This is a genomic window from Chryseobacterium sp. UF-81 (assembly GCF_058245105.1).
Genome location: NZ_JBSIBX010000013.1, coordinates 75,148 through 99,076 on the forward strand (window position 1 = coordinate 75,148; position 23,929 = coordinate 99,076).

Sequence of the window (23,929 nt, forward strand, 5' to 3'; positions counted from 1 at the left end):
AAATGAATAAATAGCAGGTAAATAATTTATGGGTTTAATACGAAGCGTATTTCTTTAATGAACTGCTGCAGTAATGAGGGAATTTGCAGCAGTTCAGTTTTTCAGCTTTATGTATTTAGAATCATGGTTATAGCGGTTTCCTTAATTTTGGAATTTTACAAAGTTTACATAGAAGCCAGGATTGCCAATATTAAATCCACTTGGTACTACAGCATTGGTTTTGGTAGCTATGATAGGATAAGTTCCCGGTGTTGCAAAATAAAGTACCCGGTTTTGGTCCCGGGGGGACATCATCTGAACATCTGCCACATTACAGTATGTTCTCCAAATGTCTCCAATTCCATTAATATAGAATGCATAGTCGTTACAATTTGACTGTATAGTAATTCCTGCACGGAAAAAATACCACCCTTTTGCAGGAATTACAACTGAGGTTCCTGTGGCCTGCGTATTTACACCTGTTGTACTTGTAAAAGGATTGGTTAATGTGCCTGTATAGGTTGACCAATTGTTGGCAAAAGCCGTAGTAACGGTAGAAGACCAGGTGGCTAAACCATCAGCATCACTGGTCAGTACATAACCCAGCTGCTGGGTGCCGTCTTTAATCTGTAGCGCACCGTTAGTGGTACCGTTGTCTATGACAATCTTAGAATTGGCAGCTCCCGCAGGTACCGTATTGGTTCCGATCAAAACTTTTCCGGTTCCGTTGATGCTCAGGTTATTTCCGGCAGTAGCAATATTAGTTGCCTGGGATAGGGTACCTCCTAATTTAACATTGGTGCCCGACAGGTTAAGACCGTTACTCGCTGTTATGTTACTACTGGCTGTTGTAACTTCCCAAGTGCTTGCGGCTCCTGTAAGTCCTGTGTTAATCAGCTGAACACCCTGATTCGCCGGTACTGTAATACTTCCACTTCCATTAATGGTTTCCGGGGCTGCAGAATTTACCGTTATGGTAAAATTTGTATTATTCTTAACCGTATACATTCGACCTTTAAAATTTCCCACTCCGCTGATGGCTGCCGGAAGATTGAAGACTGCATTGGTGGTACCATTGTAAGAGACATGAAAATCCGAAGAATTTAAATTGTAAACGGCTGCAGTTACTGCAAGGTAATGGGCTGCTATAGATCCATTGATATCCATTGTAGATCCCGGATTTGGAGTATTTATTCCTACATTTCCAGATTGGGCAAAAATGACAGATGAGGTCACCAGCACTGCTATTTGTCCTAATTTTGTGATTTTTTTTAGCATTATTTTCAGTTTATTTCAGTTTTGCAGATTAGCTTTTATGGTAATTTTGCTATGTATTACATAGTAAAATTATTTTATAATGGGTTAATTTTATGTTACTTAATATTTAAAAAATTATGAATTTTCATGTTTTTTGCTTATAAATTTTTGACATGTTTATTCATAATGTAAAAATATAGAAATATTACTACAGAAATTATAGTATTTCGTAGAATAAAATAAATATATATGTAGAAAATTTTCTACAATATGTGATTTATATGTATGGGGAAATTAGGTGATATACGTTTGATATAACCTGATAAGATCGGCTAGATTTTTGGTTTTGAGTTTATTATGAATTCTCTTTTTATAGGTGCTGATGGTTGGCATCTGTATTCCCATCTTATTGGAGATTTCCAGATTGCCGTTGCCCTCTACCATTAAAATGAAAATTTCGTACTCTCTCATCGACAGATTCTTTATAGAATCCAACGGAGATTCCTGAAGCAGTTGCTGTACAAGAGAGGGAGGATAATAAAAGCCGTCAGAAAATATTTTGTTTACGGCATCCGAGATCTCCTCAGACTTACTTAGCTTGCTGATGTACCCGTTGGCGCCCTCTTTTATATATTGTACGGCTACCTCTTCTTCATAGGCAGAAAATATCAGTATTTTTATATCAGGATCCAGGGCTTTGATTTCGGAGATCATTTTTTTATTTTTACTCTCCGGCATATTAATATCCAGGATAACAAGCTCATATTTCCGCTCTGAAATTTTTTCAAGGGCTTCCGGATAGTCTCCGGCCTGGTCTATAGACACTCCCTTGATCCTTGATTCTAAAATCATGCTTGTTCCTACCAGAACAATATCGTGATCATCGGCAATAAGAATATTCTTAGTCATTTTTTTTATTCGTTAAAATCAGTTTGAATGTGGTTCCTTTTAATTTATTTTTTTTAATGATAATTTTCCCTTCTATCATTTGCAGAAGCTGTAACACGAGGTGAAGCCCCATCCCGTATTTTTGAAGTAATAGTTTTTCATTTTCAATATTATCCTGAAGTTTTGTATAATATTCTATCTTCTTTTCATCCATTCCGATTCCGGTATCTCTTATCAGCAGCATAATGGTATTTCCTTCCACATTGTTTTCTATTGTGATAAAGCCGTCTTTTGTGAATTTCACAGCATTATCCAGCAGATTATGAACAATTGCAGACAGGATATTCTTGCCGATCCATACCCACAATGTCTTGTCTATGTTATTGATGATTACCGTATTATTGTTCTCTGCGATGGCGTTAAAAAGTATTTTCTTTTCCTCTATCAGCTTATGAAGAGAATAAAGTTCTGTTTTATCGGCCTGGTGGTGGGCGTAGATGTCCGAATATTCTTTCAGGGTAATCGTGAAATTGTATAGCTGGTCCGAGGATTTGTAAATAGAATTAAGAATCTTCTCATTATGCTGTTCACTAAAGCCATTCTTGTTCAGAGCTTCCTTTGCAGTGAGTGCAATAAATTTTACCGGGGTTGTAATATCGTGGGTAATTGTTCCGATAAGCTTTTTTTGCTGTTCGATTTCTTTATGGAGCTTTCTTTTTGTTATTTCCAGCTTTTCTACGGTATCAGAGAGGCTTCTTGTGCGGGAGTTTATAATCTCTTCCAATTCATGATTCCTCTTTTTCAGAAAGCTTAATCTCCATCTGACCAAAAAATATAAAAAAAGCAACAGGGCAGAGGAAATCAGTATTTTAAACCACAGAGTCTGATAAAAATAGGGGGGAATGATAATATGTATCTTTTTATAAATGTATTTTCCTGTATCGGAAACTAATACCCTCACAACAAAAGAATGATTGCCATACGTAAGATTCGAAATGGAAAATTTTCCGTCTTTTCCTATCGATTCCCATTTGACATTGGTTGTTCCACTCAGTTTGGCTTCTATTACAAGATTATCAGGATTAGAATAATAAGGAGTATCAATAAATATATCTATACGGTTGGATTCCGGCTTTATATTTAATATCTGATTGAAAAACCGCTCCTTGCCGTCAATCAAGGCTCTTTCTATATGTATGTTTTCAGGATAATAGCTCTTTATTTCTGCAGGCTTGAAGAAAACCAAACCATCAAGAGAAGGGAGTACGAACTCTCCATTTCCTAATTTATTTCCGCACACATTGCTGCCTCCATTAAATTCATTGGTTTTAAACCCTGAAACTTTTGAAAATCTGTAATAATTAACCCTCGTTTTTTTATCCTGTACATATCGGAGCAGCTGACTTTCCGGAACCTTGTAAAGCCCGTTATTGGTAGAAATCCAGAAAAACCCGTTCTGATCTTCCAGAATAGTATGAGAAGAGGAGATATTATTGTCCGGATCATAAGGCATCTTGATGAGACGGTTGTTTTTCAGCAGATAAAATCCCTTTCCCGAAGTGGTGATCCAGAAATTGCCATCCCTGGATTGTATGATGTTGCGGACAGATAATTCGGTATCCGGATTTAATTTGATTATTTTATCCGTCTTTAATGATACTTTGTATAAACCTTTCGTTGTGCCGGCCAGCAGATAGTCTTTATCAAATTTCAGGAATTTGGTAGGTTCGTCATTAAAGAAAACCCTTTTTTTTACAGTTTTGAACGAAAGGTCATTGTATACCTTAAGAACTCCGCTGTATCCAATGGTTCCGTCCGTTTTTTCAAGAGCTTCAAAAGCATAGTATCTTTTTGCATCGAAAAAAAAGTCTATTAAAATAATATTTCGTTTGGAAACAATCTTTGCATAAGCTTTCTTTTTCTGATACAGCAGCAGGTCACTTGCTTTGCGGGCAATAATATTGTCTTCCTGATCATAAGCCAAAAAGAATGGAATAATACTTTTAAAACGCTTATCTTCTGCAAGTCCGTCCCGGTTGTATACCTCTCCGTGAGTATTGATTACAGATGAGCTGCCATATGGTAAAGTAGCATAAAAAACAGATTCAGGCTTAGAAGGAGGTCTCTGGACAGTAGTAAAATCTGTAAGGCTGACGATCTGCAGTCCATAAGTGCTGCTTCCCAGATAAAGTCTTTTATAAGTTTTGTCATAATATACGCTGATAATATTTTCAGTAATATCATCAAGCTGTACGAGTTTTGATATTTTGAACCGGTTGTCTTCATAGTCGCACCGGTAAATGCTGTTTCCGTTGAATATAAAAACCTGGTTATTGACCCTGCTCCAGTAGACTTTACTTTTAGCATCGGTTAATAGCGGTTCATTATAAGAGCTTACGATTTTTCCCCTTTCAATTTTCTGAACTTTTTTTGACTGATAATCAATAAAGAATACGGATTTATCGATCACGAATATTCGGGCAATATTTTTATATTTCGCTTTTATATTCAGGTTTACTTCTGCTTTAGAAAGATTATTGATGTACTTAATGGAATTTTCCCTTATAAAATAAATGCCTTCCTGGCATGGAAAATACAGGCTTATGCCGGGCGATGTGGTATAGATATAATTGGAAGAGTATAAGAAGTAATTGACATCCCTGGATATAAAATCGACATTCCTTTTTGAAGTTTTTGTGACTTTTGGAGATCTTTTGCTGATAAGTAAAATTTTCCCGGAATCTCCCGTGGTAAAAATGCTGTCTTTTTCAGGGTAACCATAGAAAAATGTAAACCTTTGATTGTTCAGCGGAAGGTTTTTATAAACGACAAACTTCATTCCATCATACCTTACGATTCCGTTTTCGGTTGTCAGCCATATGAAACCGTATTTGTCCTTGATGATATCTTTTACACTGTTCTGTGGAAGCCCGTTGTCTGTGTTATATGACTGAATATTATATTGCTGGGTATAAATAAGAGAAAAAAAGAAGAGAAGAAAAGCGGAAGTATATTTTTGCACAAATCTTTTAGTTTTTAATTTGATGGCAAAGTTATTACTGAATTTGTAAAAACAATATCAATAAAAGGTTTTTTTTTAATATTTAGCAAAAAAAATAAAATAGGGTATGGGCTGTATTGTTTTTTTTGGCTTACAGCAAGCTTAGTGTTTCCGGTTTCAGTATCATTGAGCAGTTGTAACTTCTGTTAATTGCCTTTTGGCGGCGGTGGTGGCAGAGGATTCATCTTGTTGATCTCTTCAAGGGTTGGCGGAACAATATGTTCCAGGATAACCGTTTTCTTAAAAGGAAAATGTTTTTTTGAAAGCTCCTCGTGATAATCGAAATAGTAGGCGTTTTCGTTGTGATAGGAAGCTTCGATAATCAGTAATCCGTTTTCATTAAAATAATCTTCAGAAATTTTATGTTTTAAAACACCTTTGTCATCAGCGGTAATCTTCTCAACTACAACACCGCCTTCTTTGGAGCTTTTAATAAAAATCACACTCACATTGGATGCTTGTTCATTGCTGTCAGTCAGAAAATTCAGTTCTAGCTTATATGACTTTTGTGCCGGAATGTATAAAAAGCAAAATAAAAGAAATATAGATGTTATACTTTTCATAGTAAAGATTTATGTTAAGATAAAATAATTATTCGGGATTATAATGTATATTTCCTATCTAAAAAAATAGTTTTTACTTAAGGTGCCGTAAACCTCGTTAAAACTATGCATAACATGGAAACTGGAACTTTTTTTACTGTGAAAAATTATGTAGTTGGAAAAAACTAATGATTATTGTTTTCAATATGCATGTCTGAGCTGGAAATTATACTTAGACTTAATGAAATCCTGAAGTTTTGTTATGTTTTTGTAATTTGAAATAAAATTAAATTCTCCTTATTTATCACGTGTTTACTGTTATGAAAAGACAAAAATTACTTTAACTTTGCCAAAGGAATGATATAAAAACATTAGCATGATTTTGGTAATGTGATGATGGCGTTAAAACTAATACCGGCAGACTTAGATAATCAGAAAATTAATTTAGCTGATAAAAAGATATGAAATATAAATTCTTAGATTTTAAATTGAGAAAAGTTGTTCATTACTCATTGATCCTGTGCATATTGTTGATACAGGTTATTATAGCCATATTTTTTTACAACGAATTTGTCAATGAAAAAAAGCTTCAGTTTATTAAAACTCAACTGGACGAAAGTAAAGCATTGGGCGGGTTAACGGATAATTCGAGGAAAGATTTTATGGATGCACAGAATTACTTTCAAAAATATATGATAAGCCAGGATGACAAGGATCTTAAATTATACTTTGAATCTCTTAAAAGGCTGAATAGTAATTTCGAAAAGATAAATGATTATGGAGACACAAATCTTGGGCTGAAAAATAAACTGGCAAAGCAAAAAAAGGATACTCTGAAAACGGTAAAACTACAGACTATTATAGATTCTGTTTATCAATATTCTTTAAAGCCTCCTGTAACAATCATCCCGGATCAGCATTATGAGCTGGAAAGGTATAAGAATATTGACGATTTTAACGACCTGAACATACAAACCCAGACCTATTCTGATACCATCAAAAAGAAAGGCCTTATGGGGCGTTTGAAAGATGCCATATCTGGTAAAGTGGATGTACAGAAGGAAAGTACCGTCATTACCATGACCAATAAAAAGCCGGCTAACCTTTCAAAAATAAAACTGAGGATGGATAGCCTGGCAAAATCTATGGATAAATATTATACCACTGAAGTTAAAAAAATTCAGAGGTCTACCGTTCAGAAGCAGCAATCCATGGCTGAAAACCAACGTGTAAATATAAAGTTCTACAGTAATTTCAGTAAATTATTGGTATACAGCAACGGGCTCATCAATGTGTACGAAAAAGCGATTAAAGAATTCAAATCAGATTTAGAAAAAGAATATAACAAGCAGAGCTCTCGTAACAACAGAATCAGAACCTATCTCGTACTGGGATTAATGGTCCTCATGTTTATTGTATCCATTCTGATAATGTATTTTACAAGAATAGCATTCATATACGAAATGAAGCTTAATGCTGCGAATGAAGAGATTAAAAAGAGTCTTAATTTCAAAAACAGAATTCTTGGAATGCTGAGCCATGAACTGATGTCGCCTCTGAAAATTATCAATATCTTTATTGACAAGATCAACAGGACCACAAAGGATGAGACGACAAAAGACTACCTTAAATCAATAAAATTCACCAACAGTACCTTGCTTATACAGTCCAACCAGATTCTGGAGTATACAAAAAACCAGGAAGTTGAGAAAAAGCTGGTGAAAACCGTCTTTAATCTTAAGGATGAGATTAGCTCTATTGTGACAGCCATTACCCCTTATATAGAAACAAGGAATAATAAATTTCTGGTAACGGACAGAATTCCCGCAGATATAGTTGTAAATTCAGACAATATAAAAATTAACCAGATATTTATGAATATCCTGGGAAATGCCAACAAGTTTACAGAAAACGGACAGATCGACCTTTCAATGGCAACTGAGAAAGTAGATGAAAATACTATTTCTCTGATCACAACAGTAGGGGATACGGGTGTTGGAATTTCAGATTCTGATCTGGAGAAAATTTTTGAACCCTATTATCAGGGAATGATCTCTGACAAGATTGATAATTTCGGGGCCGGATTGGGATTAAATCTATGCAAAGAAATCATAGAGCTTTTTAATGGGGAAATATCTGTTTCAAGTAAGCTGCATAAAGGGACAAAAGTAACATTCAGAATAAATTTAAGCATTAATCATAATGGAAGCACCAATTGAAAACAGAGAGATTATATTTCTTTTAGCGGATGATCACAGTATCGTTCGTCAGGGAATTGCGATCCTGATTGATGAAATTGTTCCAAATTCCAAAGTTTATCAAACTTCATCTTCCCAGCAGATTGTAGAGCTGGTACAGTCAAAAAACGTAGAAATAGCTATTATTGATGCTCATTTTCCTGATGGGAACAGCCTCCATATTTTACCATTGATGAAAGCTGTGAACCCGGATATTAAAGTTCTGGTCTTCACAGGCTTGGAAGAAGATCTGCATGTACTTAAATTTATTAAAGCCGGGGCCAGTGGATATGTAAGCAAATTAAGTGAAGAGGAAGAAATCAGGCAGGCGATTTCAGATATTGTACATAAGGGAGAATACTTCTCTCCACTTTCCCGTAACCTAATGCTACAGATGGTCCAGAATCCGGATTTACTTAACCCGCTTAGCCGTTTAACCAAAAGAGAGCTGCAGATTGCAGAAATGTATGCAGAGGGATATGGTAACCTGGAAATTGCAAATGACCTGGATATAAAACAGAATACCGTGAGTACCATCAAGAAAAATATTTTTGATAAATTGAAAATAGAGAATCTTGTCGAGTTAATCGATCTCATCAATACCCATCACAAAATATAGGATTTCCTAAAATCCGCTCCTAATTTATTTCCGTTAAAACATATATATCGATAAACATCTAGGGCTTTATCGATATATATCGATGCCGATTATAAGAAATATTGTTCACTAATGTTGTTACTTTGTCTCAGTAAAATTAACCGGAGATACTTTTTAATTTTAGGACAAAAGGTGAAATTTTATGACACACATGATGAGATAATTATAAGTGTATGCATGGCCTTGAAGAAACTTCTCGAAAGCATTATTAAAAACACAAATTAATATAGAGAAGCAGGCTTGGTCTTTGTAGGTCATTTTATACATAAAAAGGGAGACAGATCGTCTCCTTTTTTTATTTGAATAGGGCAGGGTGAGTGATCTACTGGTATAGATAAATGCAGGCTGTATAAGCTTTTATTTAATAAATATCTATCTATCTGCTTATCGACATATATCGATGCTGATTATGAAAATACTATTCTGTAATGTCGTTACTTTGTCGTAATAAAATTTACCAACGGAATACATTAACTGAAAAAGTTTTTAATCCAAACGGTAAGCTTTATTAGAACACAAATGATGAAATAATATTGAGTATGAATGATCTTGAAGTAACTTCTTGAACTAGACTTAAAAAAACACAAATTGATATAAAGAAGTTAACTTGGTCTTTGTAGATCATTGATACAGAAAAAGGGAGGCTAAAAGCCTCCTTTTTTATTGATAAACATCTATGTATTTATCGATATATATCGATGCTAATTATAAGAATATTATTCAGCAATGTCGTTACTTTGTCATAATAAAATTTACCAAACGGAATGCATTACTGAAAAAGTTTTTAATCCAAACGGTAAGCTTTATTAGAACACAAATGATGAAAATAAGATTAGGTATGAATGATCATGAAGTAACTTCTTGAACTCAACTTAAAAAAACACAAATTAATATAAAGAAGTTAACTTGATCTTTGTAGATCATTGATACAGAAAAAGGGAGGCTAACAGCCTCCTTTTTTATTGTGTGATATTCTAACCCCTCGCACATTATTTATTGTTCTTCTTCAGGGTAGGATAAATAAAAACTCCGTGTGGTAAAAGGTTTCCGGAAATAAATATATAATTTTGCATCATGAGAATACTTCTTTCAGCATTATTATGTTTTCCTCTTTTCCTCTTCTCACAGACAACGGCTAAAGTAGTTGGAATTTCAGACGGTGACACGATTACGGTTCTACTGGAAGGAAATGTACAGAAAAAACTTCGGTTGGCAGAGGTAGACTGTCCTGAAAACCGGCAGCCGTTTGGGAAAAATGCGAAAAAGTTTACCTCAGATCAGGTTTTTGCAAGGCAGATCAAATTCATAGAAACTAATAAAGACCGTTATGGGCGTTCAGTAGCCAAAGTTTACTATGACAATGGGAAATATCTTTCTGCAGAGATTATAAAAGCCGGCTATGGATGGTGGTACTATTCTTATTCTAAAGATACCGGCCTGGGAAAAATGCAGGAAACAGCAAAAATCAAAAAGCTGGGACTGTGGCAGGATAAAAAAGCAGTTTCGCCGTGGGATTTCCGTAAAGAACAGCGGGAAAATGCTAAAAGGAAAAGAATCCAAAAACAACAGGAACAGCAGGCTCAAAAAAAACAGGAATTTGAAAAAGCTGAAACAATATAAAATAAGAAACCGCTGCAAAAAAAACAGCGGTTTCCTTTATAATCAACATAATAATAAACTACGACTCTGTCTTTAACAGTCCAAAATTGGAAGTTGCAGGTTCCTTTCCGAAAAGGCACGAAAAAATGTTCTGAAACTCATGGATGTACTTACATTTGATCGAGTTTCCATATATTTTCAATCCCTCAAGGATTTTCCTTGAACTCAGATCAATGTCATATTTAATAAATGGTTCAGGTCTTTCGTAGCGGATTCTTTCATTTGAACTGTACGTTCTCAGGAATCCAAACTTTTCGAGCCATTCTTCTGTTATCCGAATGGGTTTAAGAGAATCTGCCGGAACTGAAATACTGTGGATGTCATTTTCGATTTTTACAAAGTAATCATGACCTGTCCCCTGAAATATTTCAGTAATCGTGTAAATCTGATTTTTGTATTCAACTAAGTTTTTAATTTTAAGATCTGCTGCATTCATAATATTTTGAGTTTAGAAAGGTGTGTGTAAATATTCAATTGCAAATATTATGCCCAGACTAATAGTAAATATCCTGTAATGTTAATTGTTTTATTAATTTTTAACATAAATAATCAATTATACGTTAAAATAATACTGAAATTAACTGAATTTGTGTGAAAAATGAAATATTCGTGTGGTTTCCGTGTGGTATCTATTGTTTGGTTAAAGAATCTTAATATCTTTTAATCTCTGTTTTGGCAGCCATATAACAGTAAAATAAGAACAGTCCATAAAAGCATGGAGTCCGGTCCTGGTTTTAAGATTGTCTGCTTTGGCTTCTTAATGCATCATTTCATGTACTTTGATGAGTTCTGCAATATTGGAAACATTAAGTTTTTTAAAGATTCTTTTTTTGTAGGTGCTTACAGTAGACATCTGGATGTCCAGTTTATTCCCGATTTCAAGATTTCCGGAACCTTTGGCCAGGAGTTTAAAGATTTCATATTCCCGCGAAGACAGCTTTTCTGCAGGATTGCTTTTTTTATTCTGAATAATAAGTCCAATCAGTTCACTGGGATAGTAATATCCCTTCTGAATGACCGATTTTACTGCTTCCCTGATCTCTTCTTCACAACCTTGTTTACTGAGATAGCCCTCAGCGCCTTCACGGATATACTGGATGGCCACATCCTTACCATGTCCGGAAAAAACAAGGATTTTCAGATTTTTTTGAATACTCTTAAGTTCAGAGATCATTTTTTTATACCGGGTTCCGGGCATATCAATGTCAAGAAGAAGGAGATCGTAAAGGGTTTCAGATACCTGTTCTTTTACCTGGTCATAGTTTTCTGCAAAATCGATTTTGAGTTTTGGATAGGCAGACTCTAAAACCAGAGCAGCTCCTGCTCTTACTACATAGTGATCATCAGCGATTAAGATTCTTTCATTCATATAAAATTTTTAATAGGAGTTGTTTTAACGATAGTTTCTTTGGAATACCTGCATTTGAATCTCATGTTAGCGGATATTTCAATTCCCGTACCGGTGGTTATTGTAGTTAGTTTTTGATTATTTTGAAAGAGAGGAAAGCGGTAGATTCTGTTTTGAGCAGCTTCAGTAAGCATCCACATAAAATCATGATCGTTCTTCACAATGGCCTTTGCGCTTTTCTGCAGAAATCCGTTGCTAGTAATACACCTCGTAGAAATGTGACGCTGTCCGTAAATGCTTAAAAACAAAATTACAAAAAACAATGTCCAGGCTTTCATAAATACATAAATGATCTATGCTCTTCGCTTTGATTAGGGCGAAAATTTATTAATAATAGTCATTATACAAGCCGAAGTTTTTTAAGTGTTGGGAATTCTGAATCCATTTTTTTCCATTAATATTTTTTTGTGTTTAGATATCTTGCCGTTAAAACAAGTTGAATTTGGCCTGTAAAATTAGTAATTTTATAAACATAAATAACATAATCCGATGCATTTAATATGAATTTTATCTAATAACCAGACCCATTGGGCATGACTGTATGTTTTTTTATCTTCATCAAGTGAAATAGTATCATTTTTTTGAAAAAAAATTGTGAACTAATATTTGAAAAATTCTATGCTGGTCAGAAGAAATTTAAAAATAAAAAGCCTCCCGAAAAAGGGAGGCGAATAAAAATTGACTGTATATTGAAAAAAATTCAATCGCTATTTGTTGTTTTCAAGCCATTTCAGTCTGCGCTGGTCGGGAAGATGTTTTACCCTGAAATTCTCGAAAACTGCCGTAAAACCGTTTCCATCCGGGCAGGCAGCCATCAGGCCTATCATTACAGGAGTATTGTCCTGTAAATAGGCATTGCGCATCATGGTGTAATTCTTATCATCAAAAGAATAAAATACTTCCACAGCATCCAGTCTTCTCACAGCTTTTATCCAGACTGCAGAAGGAATATTGTCCAGTGCAATAACGCTCCAGTCACTTGTCCCATGTGTTACTACAGTACTCAGGTTGTATTTTCCATCTACGAATTCAATGCCGGCCTTTATATAGTTCTCTTTATCAGTTCGAAGCATAAGTCCCATCTGATCAAATCTTGCCTTATAATTTCCACTGATCTTTACCTTCACTTCAAATTCTCCGCCATAGGTTGTATAATAAAAAGGAGCGTCATCTACGGTAAATCCATAGTGGGAAATCCTCCAGTAGTCACTTTGCGGAGTGACAGTCATTAGCAGACTGTTGTTTTTAATTTCCCATTTTTCAGGTTCATTAAACCAGTTCATCTTTTCCAAAGTCTGCGAAAGCGTTTTCTGGGCAATAAGAACAGCACAAATACTAAAAATCAATCTCTTCATCCTCTTAGCTGGGTGTAATTTATTATTTTAGCAAAAGTATAACTATACCTATATTTTGCCAATACTGATAAATAACCATTTATGGAAATTATAGAAAAACTGAATAGCCGTCTTTTGGACCCGTCATCTCAGACATGTAAGCTTGATATAGAAGAATATAAACAGAGAACATTAATATATTCCCGGATGGAAGGTGCCATATCTGTTTTGAGCGACATGCAGGAAGACAAAAGTTTTGTATATAAATCTAAAGCTGCATGGGAATTGGGCTTAAGCATGCAGGATAACCCTGCGGAAATAGGTTCTATATGGGAAGAAGAGATCATTAAAAAGATACATCCGGATGACAGGCTCAAAAAATATATCCACGAACTGAGGTTTTATGAAATGATGGATGCGATGGCTCCGGAACTTCGAGCGGACTATTCTGTACTTTCCAGAATCAGGATGAAAGATAAAAATGATGAATACAAGCTTGTAAAACATCGAATGTTTTATATTTATTCACCGGATAACGGTAAGCTGAGATTTGCGTTTTGCCTTTATCATATGGCATTGGAACAGACGCAGCTTCCGGTTTCTGATTTTATGATCATTAATACAGTTAAAGGTGAAATTATAGTAAAAGATAAGCTGAATTATCAGCACATTCTTTCGAAGAGAGAACTGGAAGTTTTACAATATGTAGGCGAAGGCTTTGCCAGCAAAGAAATTGCAGAGTTCCTCTCTATAAGTATAAATACAGTGAGCAGGCACCGTCAGAATATCCTTGAAAAACTGAAGGTGAAAAATTCTGTACAGGCATTTAAGGACAGTTTTTATTAGCGGTTCGCTTACAATGAGCTCCGAAGCTTCCCTTTTTTTATTTTTTATATTTAATTCTATACCAGAATAACCTAAAAAAGTTTTTATAAATTCCTAAATTCCAACAGATAAAAATTAAGTTTAAAAGATAATATTTTAGTAATGAGGCAATTGTGAAGCATTTGTCTTTTTTTTGTGATTTATTTAAGAATAGTGATTTATTGTTGCCTTTTTTTGTTAATTTAGGTTCTGTAAAAAAATAACTAACCATTGAAACACTCAATAGATATATGGATAAGTAAAGTGATTTGATTATCAGATCATAAGGTAAATGTCTTATATTATGTATAATGTTTAACATAATGGATAGATTTTGCAAGCTTTAAATAATCATATATTTGTTCTTCAAACAACTAAAATATACACTAACACTAACAACATTAAGGATGACCATTGATTTTGCAACAGCAACATTTAAAGATTTTGAGAATATCCCTGATTACGATATTGCTCAAAGAGCAGATTATTTTTACCAGTTTCTGGATCATATGAAATCCAGAGGACATATGAATTACAGATTGAAAAATACTACCGGAACCAATGCAACATTAAATATCAATATTGCAGACCAGAATAAAGAATATGTAAGCTTTGTTTCCAGTGATTATTTGGGTTTTACACAACATCCCAAAGTAAAACAGGCTGCTATTGAAGGAATAGAAAAATACGGAACAGGTACAGGAGCGTCACCTCTGATCGGTGGATATTTTGATTACCATAATGCAATAGAAAGAAAGATTGCTGATTTCTTTGGAAGAAATGAAGATGAAGTTGTATTGTTTACTACCGGATATGCAGCTAACAGCGCCACTTTACAGATTTTAATGCAGAAAGAAGATATTGCTATTCTGGATATGGGAGTACATGCCAGTGTACATGAGGGTTGTGCTTTTACAAATAAAAAAACATTTCCACACAATAATTTGGAAGCTTTGGAACACATTTTGAAGGTATGTGAAGATACGTACCGTACAAAGCTGGTTATTGTAGATGGAGTATACTCTCAGGAAGGGGATACTTCACGCGCTAAAGAAATATATGCTCTTGTAAAAAAATATAATGCCTATCTCATGGTAGATGATGCCCATGGTGTTGGAGTTATGGGAAAAACTGGAAGAGGAGCCTTGGAGGACGACAGTTTATTAGATAAGGTAGATTTTATAACAGGAACATCTAGCAAGACTTTTGGTAATCTGGGAGGATATACGATTGCTAACAAAAAAATAGCATCATTTCTTAAATTTCAGTCCAGACAGCATATTTTCTCAGTAACACCACCGCCTTCTTCCTTCGGAATTTTAAAAGCAATTGATCTTATTGATGAAGAACCATTCTGGAAAGATAAACTATGGGATAATATCAATTATTTCAAAAAAGGTCTTAATGATTTAGGTTTGGATACAGGAATTACCTGCTCAGCTATCATTCCAGTGAAAATAGGAGATCAGAATAAGATGTGGGATATCGGGAGAATACTGCTTGAAGAAGGAGTTTATACAAATCCTATTATGTACCCTGCCGTAGCCAGAAAAGATGCACGGATAAGAATGACAGTAACAGCCCGACACGAGAAAGAACATCTTGATAAAACACTTAATGTTTTTGAAGATATAAATAAAAAATTGCATATTGCAAAAAAATAATAAATTATGCCCAGAAAAGTAGTGCAAGGCCCCATTAGGGACAAAGAAAAAACAAAGCAGAAACTGCTTGCAGCAGTTGGTAAAATTTTGAGAGTTAAAGGATACTCTGGTCTGAAAGTAAGTAAGATTGCAGCAGTAGCCGGTTTTGATAAGAAGCTTATCTATGAATACTTCGGTAGTACAGATAAACTTATTGACGAATACATCAAATCTCAGGATTATTGGAGCAAATTCAGCCCGGACATTGAAGAAGAAATACAAGTAGGTAAAGGTAAGGAAGCCTTAACCCAAGGAATTCTTATGCAGTTTGAAAGCCTGAAGAAAAATAAGGAATTACAAAAAATTATTCTTTGGGAACTTTCGGAAAGCAAGCCTATACTTAAAAATATATTGAAGCAAAGAGAAGATGTAGCGGCTAATCTCTTTGAAAATGTAACCGATCCTTACTTTGGAGAAAATGCTACAAATGTTAGAGCTATGCTAGCATTAATAGCAGCAGGAGTTTACTATCTGAACTTATTTCCGGCATATAATGGAACTGAATTCTGTGGTATCGATATGAGAACTGAAGAAGGAAGAGGCGAAGTTCAAAAAGTGATTGTTGAGATTATAGACCACTACTACAAAACAAAGAAAGCAAAAGATTAATGATTAAAACTTTTCCAATCTACCAAAAATCAGTTTTTGTTGATATTTGAAAACTTTTAATTTTCAGATTAAAACTATATTTCTTATTTTTGACCAATGGAAAACTTTATCGTATCTGCAAGAAAATATCGCCCCCAACAGTTTGACACTGTAGTAGGGCAATCTCATATTACAGATACCTTAGAACATGCTATTGGAGAAAATCAGCTGGCTCAGGCCTTGCTTTTCTGCGGTCCAAGGGGTGTGGGTAAAACTACATGTGCCAGAATTCTGGCCAGAAAGATCAACGAAAAGGACGGTTCAGTTTCAGAAGACGGCTTTGCTTATAACATCTATGAGTTAGATGCGGCATCCAACAATTCCGTGGATGATATCAGGGAATTGATAGACCAGGTTCGCTTTGCGCCTCAGGTAGGTAAATATAAAGTCTATATTATCGACGAGGTGCACATGCTGTCCTCTGCAGCTTTTAATGCCTTTCTTAAAACCCTTGAAGAACCGCCTGCACATGCTATTTTTATTTTAGCAACTACAGAAAAGCACAAAATAATTCCTACCATCTTGTCGCGTTGCCAGATCTATGACTTCAAGAGAATTACCATTGAAGATATTCAGGGACATTTAAGAAACATTGCTCAGAAGGAAAATATCCAGTATGAAGATGATGCTCTGTATCTCATTGCCCAAAAAGCAGATGGCGCCTTGAGAGATGCTCTTTCTATCTTTGACAGGCTTTCCACGTTTTCCCAGAAGAACATTACACTGGCCAAAGCTGCCGAAGTGCTTAATATCCTTGATTATGACCAGTATCTCAATATAGTGGACCTGGCCAAGGAAAATAAAATTCCCGAAACCCTTTTCGCTTTTAATGAAATTGTAAAAAAAGGTTTCGATCCGCATATCTTCATTGCAGGATTGGGGAATCATTTCAGAGACCTCATGATGGCCCAGAACGCCAGGACGATAGAGCTTATTGAAGTCGGGGAGAGGACCAAGGTGAAATTCGTAGAGCAAAGCCAGAAATGGAATGCCCAGCAGCTCATCGACGCCGTCGAGATCTGCAACCATGCGGATATTAACTATAAGAATTCCAAGAACCCAAGACTTACAGTAGAAATTGCACTGATGCAGCTGTCTTCCCTGATAGCCAATTTAGGCGATACTAAAAAAAAAAGTTCTTAATACTGGCTCCGTTTCTCAGTGAGAAACAGGAAGTGAAAATACCGGAAAAAGCTCCCGAAAAAAAAGAAACCGTAGCAGAAAAAACTGCTCAACAACAGCCTGAAGTGATTCGGGAAACCACTGTAAAAACAACAAAGCCTTTATCAAGACAGGGAATTTCTTCAGGTTTCAGCATCAATTCATTTCTCAATACAGAAGAAAAAGTAGAGAAAGAGGAAGCGGTAGCCGTAAAAGCAGAACACCTTCCCCAGAATCATTTTACAGAAACCGATCTGCAGATGGAATGGAACCTGATGCTCAAACAGCTTCAGAAAAAAAACAGCTTTATCTTTAATGCTGTAAAGACATTCAAACTGATCAAGGCAGGAGAAAATACCATCAAAGTTCTGTATCCTTCAGATTCTGCCAAAGTAGAATTTGACAAGATCGCCGGAGAATTTTTCAATCATTTCAAAACTAAGGTTCACAACCATGCTATTGAAATAGATTATCAACGGGACTTTGACAACCTCAAAATTGAAGTGGTTACCAAAAGAAAAATATTCGAAAAATTTATCGAAAAAAACCCGCTTTTAAAAGACCTTGATGATCTAATGAAATTTGATCTGACATAAATTATTGCATTTATCACAGTTTTTTTTTTGTTGGACTGAGTTTTTTTATATCTTTGTCAAATATTTTTGTGAAAAATAAGTTTTTGACAAAAACAAATTAGATTAAAAAAACTACAACAGAAGTTACAGACCCAAAGTGGAAAAACTATTCATCCCATATCTGTCTCATTTTGTACCCGCTGATTTCTTTAGCGGTTATTTTAGTTTTTCTGCTTTCTATTATAGAAATTTCAGAACGTATTATCGATTTTATTGGTACTGCTAACTGAATTTCTTTCCAAAAAATACAGGAGGATTAAAGTCCTTTTATTTTCCTGATTCCTTTAAAAAACTTTGAACGGCATTTTTTGAAAAGAATTATAAAAATAAATTTTATAATCAAAGGACTATTGCTGTTAATTCAAGAAAAATAAAAAACAATAAATTTAAAAATATGAATTTAAAAGATGTAAAAAACGAGTGGATCAACGAGCTTTCGCAGCCATTAATGATCGCGGGACCATGCAGTGCGGAAAGTGAGGCTCAGATGCTTGAAACCGCTAAAAGAATAAGAGAAACCAATGCACAGGTGCCTATCTTCCGTGCAGGGATCTGGAAGCCGCGTACCAAGCCGAATGGATTTGAAGGAGTAGGGGTTATCGGTCTGAACTGGCTGAAAAAAGTAAAGGAAGAATACGGATTCAAGACTGCTACAGAAGTAGCCAACGCCCACCACGTATTTGCAGCCTTGGAAGCGGATGTAGATGTCCTTTGGATCGGGGCACGGTCTACAGTAAACCCTTTTACCGTTCAGGAAATTGCAATGGCTTTAAGAGGAACTGATAAACCTGTTTTCGTGAAAAACCCTGTAAATCCGGATCTTGCTTTATGGATCGGTGCGTTAGAAAGACTTTTAGGACAGGATATTAAAAACCTGGGGGTAATTCACAGAGGATTTTCTACGTACCAGAAAACAAAATACAGAAATAACCCGAACTGGCAGATTGCCCTTGATTTCAAAAGCCAGTTCCCGAATATTCCAATGCTGATAGACCCTTCCCACATATGCGGAAACAGAACAGGTCTTGCAGATATTACCCAGGAAGCATTGAACGTAGGATACCAGGGAGCCATTATTGAAACCCACTGCAATCCTGATGAAGCCTGGAGCGATGCTTCACAGCAGATCACTCCTGAAGTACTGGCAGAACTGATCGGAAACTTAAAAGTAAGAAATTCGGGTCTTGCAGGCTTCGATAATGAGATGGGAAGACACAGAACGTTGATTTCTGATCTCGATTTTCAGCTGATTGAGCTTCTTTCCCAAAGAATGAAGATCTCCGAAAAGATCGGTAAACTTAAAAAAGAAAATGATATCGCGATCTTCCAGCCTGAAAGATGGAAGGTGATTACTGAATACGCTACACAGAAAGCGAGGGAAACCGGAATGTCTCAGGAATTTATTGAGAAAGTTTTCAAAGCAATCCACGAAGAATCTATTGAGGTACAGAATAGTATCATGATTGACAGATAATAGGATATTAGGGATTAGGGATTAGGGATTAAAGATTAGGGAGTTTAGCTGGAGAGACTTGTCTTAAAGTTTTTACACATATAAATAATGGGGCTTGAAATTTATGATCATTGGAGAATTATTTGATATGTTTCCAACTATATCCTAGACCCTAATCCCTAATTCCTTATATTTGCATCCATATTATCTATGAAAGGAAAAATCATTAAATCTACAGGCAGCTGGTACCAGGTCATGGAATTCGAAACAGACAAAATTTTCGAAGCCAGAATTCGTGGTAAATTCAAATTGATCAAGACCAGGCTTACCAATCCGCTTGCTGTAGGAGATTTTGTAGAATTTCAGTTAGAACAGGATGATATTGCATGGATCACTAAAATAGAGCCACGTACCAATTATCTTATCAGAAAATCAGTCAACCTTTCAAAAGAAGCACATATCATTGCTTCTAATATAGATCTGGCATGTTTTATCTTTACACTCAAGCATCCGGAAACTTCACTCGGATTCCTTGACCGCTTTTTGGCATGCTGTGAAGCCTACAATATTAAACCTTTAATCCTGTTTAATAAAATTGACGTTCTGAACGAAGAGGAAATAGAACTGGTGAAAGATATAGAATTCCTTTATCAGGAAATAGGCTATGATACTTTGGAAATTTCATCTTATTCTAAACTCAATTTTGATCAGCTTCAGGAGCTCCTTAAAGATAAGACTTCTGTTTTTTTCGGCCACTCAGGATGTGGAAAATCTACACTGGTTAATGCATTGCAGCCTGGTTTAAATTTAAAAACTTCTGAGATTTCAGACTCTCACCTCAAAGGAAAGCATACCACCACCTTTGCCCAGATGCATTTCTGGGATTTTGGCGGTAACGTTATCGATACTCCGGGTGTACGTGAGTTTGCTATGATAGACATTGAAAAAGAAGAGGTACAGCACTATTTTCCTGAGATCTTTAAAAAAAGGGAAGAGTGTAAATTTCACAACTGTCTTCATATTAATGAACCTAAATGTGCAGTTCTTGATTCCCTTGAAACCGGAGAAATCCAGTATTCCCGTTATGCCAACTATGTAAAGCTGATGGAGGAGGCTGAAGAATCTTCCCAAAAGTAAAATATGATCAGTTTTACCTCCTTACTTATTAGTACTGTTATTTAATTTTGGTAAAACTATGTAAAGATTGTTTACCAGACAGATCATACGCATGTTTAATCAAGCCTAAGGATTAATTCCGGTTTTGCAACTCAATTTACTTTAAAGAAACTTTTGCGTTAATTCAAATCGGATACTTTTACGTAAAATGTGAGCATCTCAATTTTTCTATTCTTCTAAAAAAATTTTAGAACATTTTACTTTGTCCTAGAAAACGTTTCCGTTTTTTATAATAACTCTACTTTTTGTCTCAATTATTTTGCCAAAATATGACTGTTTTGAGGAATTTAAATTCTGTTCAAAAAAGCAGCCATAAAAAATATCAAAAAAATAACTTTATCTCATTGATTGAAATAGAAGCAATAATGTATTAATATGATTTTAATGGCTTTTTAAAATTGTCAAATTCGCAATATTTTACTTGAATTTATGCAAATAAAAAACCCAGCCGAGGCTGGGTAAAAACTAATAACCATGAAAACTCAAATTAAACATGAGAATCGTAATAGAATTAACAATTACTATGCCAAAGTTTTTTCTCCATTTCTTAATAAAAGTTATTTTTATGTTAAAAAAAAATTAAAATAAAAATCAAAGATATTTTTTGTAATTTTGCCGCATTAAAAAAATATACATTTATGTCTAACATTACATTCACTATGATTAAGCCTGATGCAGTAGCAGACGGACATATCGGTGCTATATTAGGTAAGATCGCTGAAGGAGGTTTTAAGATCAAAGCATTAAAATTAACTCAACTTACGGTTGCTGATGCTAAAAAATTCTATGAAGTACACGCTGAAAGACCATTTTATGGTGAGTTGGTAGAATTCATGAGTTCTGGTCCTATCGTGGCTGCTGTTTTAGAAAAAGACAATGCAGTAGAAGACTTCAGAACATTGATTGGTTCTACAAATCCTGCTGATGCAGCAGAAGGTACAATCAGAAAAATGTTTGCAAGAAGCATCGGTGAAAATGCAGTTCACGGTTCAGATTCTGACGAGAACGCTCTTATCGAGGCTCAGTTCCATTTTTCAGGAAGAGAGATTTTCTAAGAAACCCCACCTCAAAAAATATAAAACCAGAGAATTTCTCTGGTTTTTTTGTGTCAAAATGTCTGAAATAGCCTTCTGTAAATCATTATTTTGATGTATCAATAAATAAAACAACATTAATTTCTCGCAGAATATATAAACACATACAAATAGCAAAGATGAAAGTTTAATATAATTCGCAAATAACCTTTAATAAATTATTGTATTTTTAGCATTATCATAAATGGAATACTTATTGTAAACTTCCTGAAAAGAAAATGTTATGAAAATTCCAGCATTAGTAATGGCCAGCTTATTGGCTGTAAGTGCATCAGGGCAGACTACAAAGCCTGTCAGAAAAGCGAAAAAGCCGGTAAGTAAAATTAAAAAGGCAGAATCTCCAAAGCCGGTGAAGACTGCTGAAACCAGGTTTGTTCCGAAAAAAGACACTATTCTCAGAAGCAGTGGTTACTGTCCGGCCTGTGGAATGGGATAGATATGAAAAAGCCGCTGTTAGGATTATCCATGATGCCGGAAGCAGATTTTGTCTCCGCTATACTTCCTGTTCTGCAAAATAATTCTGTAGATGTATTGGAATGGTCTTTCGATACATTTTATGATGTACAGGAACCGGAATGGCTTTCCGGACTTCTGGATTTTTATTCAGAACATAACAGGCTTCTTGGCCACGGTGTTTATTATTCTCTTTTTGATGCAAGATGGACTGAGAGACAGGAAGATTGGCTTAAGAAATTAAAGGAAGAATTCAGGCACAGAAAATACAATCATATTACCGAGCATTTCGGATTTATGAATACCGAAAATTTTCATCAGGGTGTTCCATTACCCGTTCCGCTCCATCCTAAAACGCTTCAGATAGGGAAAGACAGACTGAGAAGGCTTCAGGATGCTGTAGAAGTTCCTGTGGGAGTAGAAAATCTTGCCTTCTCGTTTTCTATAGATGACGTGAAAGAGCAGGGAGAATTTCTTGATGAGCTTACCGCAGATATTGACGGCTTCCTTATTCTTGATCTGCATAATATCTACTGCCAGTCATGGAATTTTGAGATTGGAATGCAGGAAATCATCAGGCTGTATCCATTGGAAAAGGTAAAGGAAATTCATCTTTCAGGCGGTAGCTGGCAGGAGAGTGCTTACGGGAAAAAACCGGTAAGAAGAGATACTCATGATGACAGTATTCCGGACGAAATACTAAATATGCTTCCGGACGTTCTATCACAATGCCCTCATCTGGAATATATCATTATTGAAAGACTGGGAAATACTTTAAATACGGATTTAAAAAAAGAAGCTTTTTTTGAAGATTTCAACCGCGTAAAAGAAATCATCGAGACTGCAGATTCTCCAACAGGAAATAAAAAGGTTTGGCATAAGAGAAATGAAGAACCTTCAGCACCTCTTGAAGATCAGCTGTTGTACGATGAACAGACGGAATTGACTAAAATGCTGTTTGATGGAACTCAGATTCATGCTGTGAAAAACCATGATTTTCATTATTTCAAGCCTGAAAACTGGGATAAAGAAATGATTACTACTGCACAGCAGATCATCAAAAAATGGAATCCTTACTAAAGGATTTTTTAGATACATCACAAATCAAAATATATGAAAATGACAACGGTATTTTTACTAATTACGGCCGTATTTACGGCTCTGATCGCCGGGCTTTTCTATGCCTATTCATGCTCTGTAGTTCTGGGACTGGGAAAACTTTCCGACACGGAATATTTAAGATCCATGCAGAGTATCAACCGCGAAATCCTTAATCCTGTATTTTTCATGAGCTTTATGGGAACTGCTGTACTGCTTCCCGTAACTACTTTTCTGTATAGGGGAGAGCAACCGGGATTTCTTTTCCTTTTGCTGGCATCTGCCGCTTATCTCATAGGTGTTTTTGGAATAACAGTTGTTGGAAACGTCCCTTTGAATGATATGCTGGATAAATTTGACATCAGTAATTCAACAGCAGCAGCAGTTAAACAAATGCGGGAAAGTTTTGAGAACAGATGGAATCTTTTCAATAACATAAGAACTGTATTTTCGGTAATAAGTATTGTTCTGGTCATCTGCGCATGTATTTGGAACAGACAATTACCCAGATAATTTGACCGATTGCGTAGAAATACTTAATGATAAAATTCAGTATTTATACGGATGTTGTATATATGATTTTATTTGCAAATTTACATCAGCAATAGCACAAGGAATATT

21 protein-coding genes are annotated in these 23,929 nt (G+C 35.3%); 14 read left to right on the forward strand and 7 right to left on the reverse strand.

The genetic code is table 11. From position 1 onward, the window contains the following. Window positions 1–141: 141 nt before the first annotated feature. From AC4IFE_RS16885 to AC4IFE_RS16900, 4 genes are all read right to left on the reverse strand, one after another. On the reverse strand, window positions 142–1,257 hold the full coding sequence (locus tag AC4IFE_RS16885) for a hypothetical protein (protein WP_490758311.1): 1,116 nt from the start codon (window positions 1,255–1,257) through the stop codon (window positions 142–144). Window positions 1,258–1,530: 273 nt separating this feature from the next. Further along, on the reverse strand, window positions 1,531–2,145 hold the full coding sequence (locus AC4IFE_RS16890; RefSeq protein ID WP_490758312.1) for a response regulator transcription factor: 615 nt from the start codon (window positions 2,143–2,145) through the stop codon (window positions 1,531–1,533). Next, the gene (locus AC4IFE_RS16895) at window positions 2,138–5,146 is read right to left on the reverse strand and encodes a ligand-binding sensor domain-containing protein (RefSeq protein ID WP_490758313.1); all 3,009 of its coding nucleotides are present in this window, start codon (window positions 5,144–5,146) and stop codon (window positions 2,138–2,140) included. Before AC4IFE_RS16895 ends, AC4IFE_RS16890 begins: the two co-directional genes overlap by 8 nt. A gap of 185 nt (window positions 5,147–5,331) precedes the next feature. Further along, window positions 5,332–5,748, reverse strand: a complete 417-nt coding sequence (locus AC4IFE_RS16900) for a hypothetical protein (RefSeq protein WP_490758314.1) — start codon at window positions 5,746–5,748, stop codon at window positions 5,332–5,334. A 440-nt stretch (window positions 5,749–6,188) separates the two neighbouring features. On the opposite strand from AC4IFE_RS16900, the gene AC4IFE_RS16905 reads away from it, so the two are divergent. The 3 genes from AC4IFE_RS16905 (at window position 6,189) to AC4IFE_RS16915 (ending at window position 10,242) form a co-directional block, all read left to right on the forward strand. Next, window positions 6,189–7,946 (forward strand): sensor histidine kinase, encoded by a 1,758-nt coding sequence (locus AC4IFE_RS16905; RefSeq protein WP_490758315.1) that lies wholly within the window; start codon window positions 6,189–6,191, stop codon window positions 7,944–7,946. Then, entirely contained in the window at window positions 7,930–8,583 is a 654-nt protein-coding gene (locus tag AC4IFE_RS16910) for a response regulator (RefSeq protein WP_490758316.1), read from the forward strand. Before AC4IFE_RS16905 ends, AC4IFE_RS16910 begins: the two co-directional genes overlap by 17 nt. Window positions 8,584–9,696: 1,113 nt before the next feature. After that, window positions 9,697–10,242, forward strand: a complete 546-nt coding sequence (locus AC4IFE_RS16915) for a thermonuclease family protein (RefSeq protein ID WP_490758317.1) — start codon at window positions 9,697–9,699, stop codon at window positions 10,240–10,242. A 58-nt stretch (window positions 10,243–10,300) separates the two neighbouring features. On the opposite strand, the gene AC4IFE_RS16920 is transcribed toward AC4IFE_RS16915, so the two are convergent. From AC4IFE_RS16920 to AC4IFE_RS16930, 3 genes are all read right to left on the reverse strand, one after another. Then, window positions 10,301–10,717: a hypothetical protein gene (locus AC4IFE_RS16920; RefSeq protein ID WP_490758318.1), complete on the reverse strand. Its 417-nt coding sequence runs from the start codon at window positions 10,715–10,717 to the stop codon at window positions 10,301–10,303. Window positions 10,718–11,038: 321 nt separating this feature from the next. Continuing rightward, window positions 11,039–11,650, reverse strand: a complete 612-nt coding sequence (locus AC4IFE_RS16925; protein ID WP_490758319.1) for a response regulator — start codon at window positions 11,648–11,650, stop codon at window positions 11,039–11,041. A 746-nt stretch (window positions 11,651–12,396) separates the two neighbouring features. After that, window positions 12,397–13,044 carry a DUF1349 domain-containing protein gene (locus AC4IFE_RS16930; RefSeq protein ID WP_490758320.1) on the reverse strand — a complete coding sequence of 216 codons (648 nt, stop codon included), beginning with the start codon at window positions 13,042–13,044 and terminating at the stop codon, window positions 12,397–12,399. An 81-nt stretch (window positions 13,045–13,125) separates the two neighbouring features. Here AC4IFE_RS16930 and AC4IFE_RS16935 point away from each other — a divergent pair, with 81 nt between their 5' ends. The 11 genes from AC4IFE_RS16935 to chrI all read left to right on the forward strand — a co-directional run bounded on the left by AC4IFE_RS16935 (window position 13,126) and on the right by chrI (window position 23,821). After that, a complete protein-coding gene (locus tag AC4IFE_RS16935; RefSeq protein ID WP_490758321.1) occupies window positions 13,126–13,869 on the forward strand; it encodes a response regulator transcription factor in 744 nt (247 codons plus the stop codon). A 425-nt stretch (window positions 13,870–14,294) separates the two neighbouring features. Next, window positions 14,295–15,551, forward strand: coding sequence for an aminotransferase class I/II-fold pyridoxal phosphate-dependent enzyme (locus AC4IFE_RS16940; protein ID WP_490758322.1), 1,257 nt, complete (start codon window positions 14,295–14,297; stop codon window positions 15,549–15,551). A 6-nt stretch (window positions 15,552–15,557) separates the two neighbouring features. Continuing rightward, window positions 15,558–16,199, forward strand: a complete 642-nt coding sequence (locus AC4IFE_RS16945; RefSeq protein ID WP_490758323.1) for a TetR/AcrR family transcriptional regulator — start codon at window positions 15,558–15,560, stop codon at window positions 16,197–16,199. A 96-nt stretch (window positions 16,200–16,295) separates the two neighbouring features. Next, window positions 16,296–17,381: a DNA polymerase III subunit gamma/tau gene (gene dnaX, locus AC4IFE_RS16950; protein ID WP_490758324.1), complete on the forward strand. Its 1,086-nt coding sequence runs from the start codon at window positions 16,296–16,298 to the stop codon at window positions 17,379–17,381. A 32-nt stretch (window positions 17,382–17,413) separates the two neighbouring features. After that, the gene (locus AC4IFE_RS16955) at window positions 17,414–17,995 is read left to right on the forward strand and encodes a hypothetical protein (RefSeq protein ID WP_490758325.1); all 582 of its coding nucleotides are present in this window, start codon (window positions 17,414–17,416) and stop codon (window positions 17,993–17,995) included. A 433-nt stretch (window positions 17,996–18,428) separates the two neighbouring features. Beyond that, window positions 18,429–19,508, forward strand: coding sequence for a chorismate mutase (locus tag AC4IFE_RS16960; protein ID WP_490758326.1), 1,080 nt, complete (start codon window positions 18,429–18,431; stop codon window positions 19,506–19,508). Between the two features lie 189 nt (window positions 19,509–19,697). Beyond that, on the forward strand, window positions 19,698–20,624 hold the full coding sequence (gene rsgA / locus AC4IFE_RS16965; protein WP_490758327.1) for a ribosome small subunit-dependent GTPase A: 927 nt from the start codon (window positions 19,698–19,700) through the stop codon (window positions 20,622–20,624). Window positions 20,625–21,301: 677 nt separating this feature from the next. Further along, complete coding sequence (locus AC4IFE_RS16970) at window positions 21,302–21,718, forward strand: nucleoside-diphosphate kinase (RefSeq protein ID WP_034707297.1); 417 nt, start codon at window positions 21,302–21,304, stop codon at window positions 21,716–21,718. Between the two features lie 262 nt (window positions 21,719–21,980). Continuing rightward, window positions 21,981–22,193: an MNIO class RiPP chryseobasin precursor ChrA gene (gene chrA, locus AC4IFE_RS16975; RefSeq protein ID WP_490758328.1), complete on the forward strand. Its 213-nt coding sequence runs from the start codon at window positions 21,981–21,983 to the stop codon at window positions 22,191–22,193. 2 nt (window positions 22,194–22,195) lie between these two features. Continuing rightward, a complete protein-coding gene (gene chrH, locus AC4IFE_RS16980) occupies window positions 22,196–23,290 on the forward strand; it encodes an MNIO family chryseobactin maturase (RefSeq protein WP_490758329.1) in 1,095 nt (364 codons plus the stop codon). Between the two features lie 33 nt (window positions 23,291–23,323). Further along, window positions 23,324–23,821 (forward strand): chryseobasin maturation helper ChrI, encoded by a 498-nt coding sequence (gene chrI, locus AC4IFE_RS16985; RefSeq protein WP_490758330.1) that lies wholly within the window; start codon window positions 23,324–23,326, stop codon window positions 23,819–23,821. Window positions 23,822–23,929 lie beyond the last annotated feature (108 nt).

What these genes read in the sequence shown, in the direction of transcription:
- AC4IFE_RS16885 (WP_490758311.1), bottom strand. Translation starts at nt 1,257, where the DNA reads ATGCTAAAAAAAATCACAAAATTAGGACAAATAGCAGTGCTGGTGACC.
- AC4IFE_RS16890 (WP_490758312.1), bottom strand. Translation starts at nt 2,145, where the DNA reads ATGACTAAGAATATTCTTATTGCCGATGATCACGATATTGTTCTGGTA.
- AC4IFE_RS16900 (WP_490758314.1), bottom strand. Translation starts at nt 5,748, where the DNA reads ATGAAAAGTATAACATCTATATTTCTTTTATTTTGCTTTTTATACATT.
- AC4IFE_RS16905 (WP_490758315.1), top strand. Translation starts at nt 6,189, where the DNA reads ATGAAATATAAATTCTTAGATTTTAAATTGAGAAAAGTTGTTCATTAC.
- AC4IFE_RS16910 (WP_490758316.1), top strand. Translation starts at nt 7,930, where the DNA reads ATGGAAGCACCAATTGAAAACAGAGAGATTATATTTCTTTTAGCGGAT.
- AC4IFE_RS16915 (WP_490758317.1), top strand. Translation starts at nt 9,697, where the DNA reads ATGAGAATACTTCTTTCAGCATTATTATGTTTTCCTCTTTTCCTCTTC.
- AC4IFE_RS16920 (WP_490758318.1), bottom strand. Translation starts at nt 10,717, where the DNA reads ATGAATGCAGCAGATCTTAAAATTAAAAACTTAGTTGAATACAAAAAT.
- AC4IFE_RS16925 (WP_490758319.1), bottom strand. Translation starts at nt 11,650, where the DNA reads ATGAATGAAAGAATCTTAATCGCTGATGATCACTATGTAGTAAGAGCA.
- AC4IFE_RS16930 (WP_490758320.1), bottom strand. Translation starts at nt 13,044, where the DNA reads ATGAAGAGATTGATTTTTAGTATTTGTGCTGTTCTTATTGCCCAGAAA.
- AC4IFE_RS16935 (WP_490758321.1), top strand. Translation starts at nt 13,126, where the DNA reads ATGGAAATTATAGAAAAACTGAATAGCCGTCTTTTGGACCCGTCATCT.
- AC4IFE_RS16940 (WP_490758322.1), top strand. Translation starts at nt 14,295, where the DNA reads ATGACCATTGATTTTGCAACAGCAACATTTAAAGATTTTGAGAATATC.
- AC4IFE_RS16945 (WP_490758323.1), top strand. Translation starts at nt 15,558, where the DNA reads ATGCCCAGAAAAGTAGTGCAAGGCCCCATTAGGGACAAAGAAAAAACA.
- dnaX (WP_490758324.1), top strand. Translation starts at nt 16,296, where the DNA reads ATGGAAAACTTTATCGTATCTGCAAGAAAATATCGCCCCCAACAGTTT.
- AC4IFE_RS16960 (WP_490758326.1), top strand. Translation starts at nt 18,429, where the DNA reads ATGAATTTAAAAGATGTAAAAAACGAGTGGATCAACGAGCTTTCGCAG.
- rsgA (WP_490758327.1), top strand. Translation starts at nt 19,698, where the DNA reads ATGAAAGGAAAAATCATTAAATCTACAGGCAGCTGGTACCAGGTCATG.
- AC4IFE_RS16970 (WP_034707297.1), top strand. Translation starts at nt 21,302, where the DNA reads ATGTCTAACATTACATTCACTATGATTAAGCCTGATGCAGTAGCAGAC.
- chrA (WP_490758328.1), top strand. Translation starts at nt 21,981, where the DNA reads ATGAAAATTCCAGCATTAGTAATGGCCAGCTTATTGGCTGTAAGTGCA.
- chrH (WP_490758329.1), top strand. Translation starts at nt 22,196, where the DNA reads ATGAAAAAGCCGCTGTTAGGATTATCCATGATGCCGGAAGCAGATTTT.
- chrI (WP_490758330.1), top strand. Translation starts at nt 23,324, where the DNA reads ATGAAAATGACAACGGTATTTTTACTAATTACGGCCGTATTTACGGCT.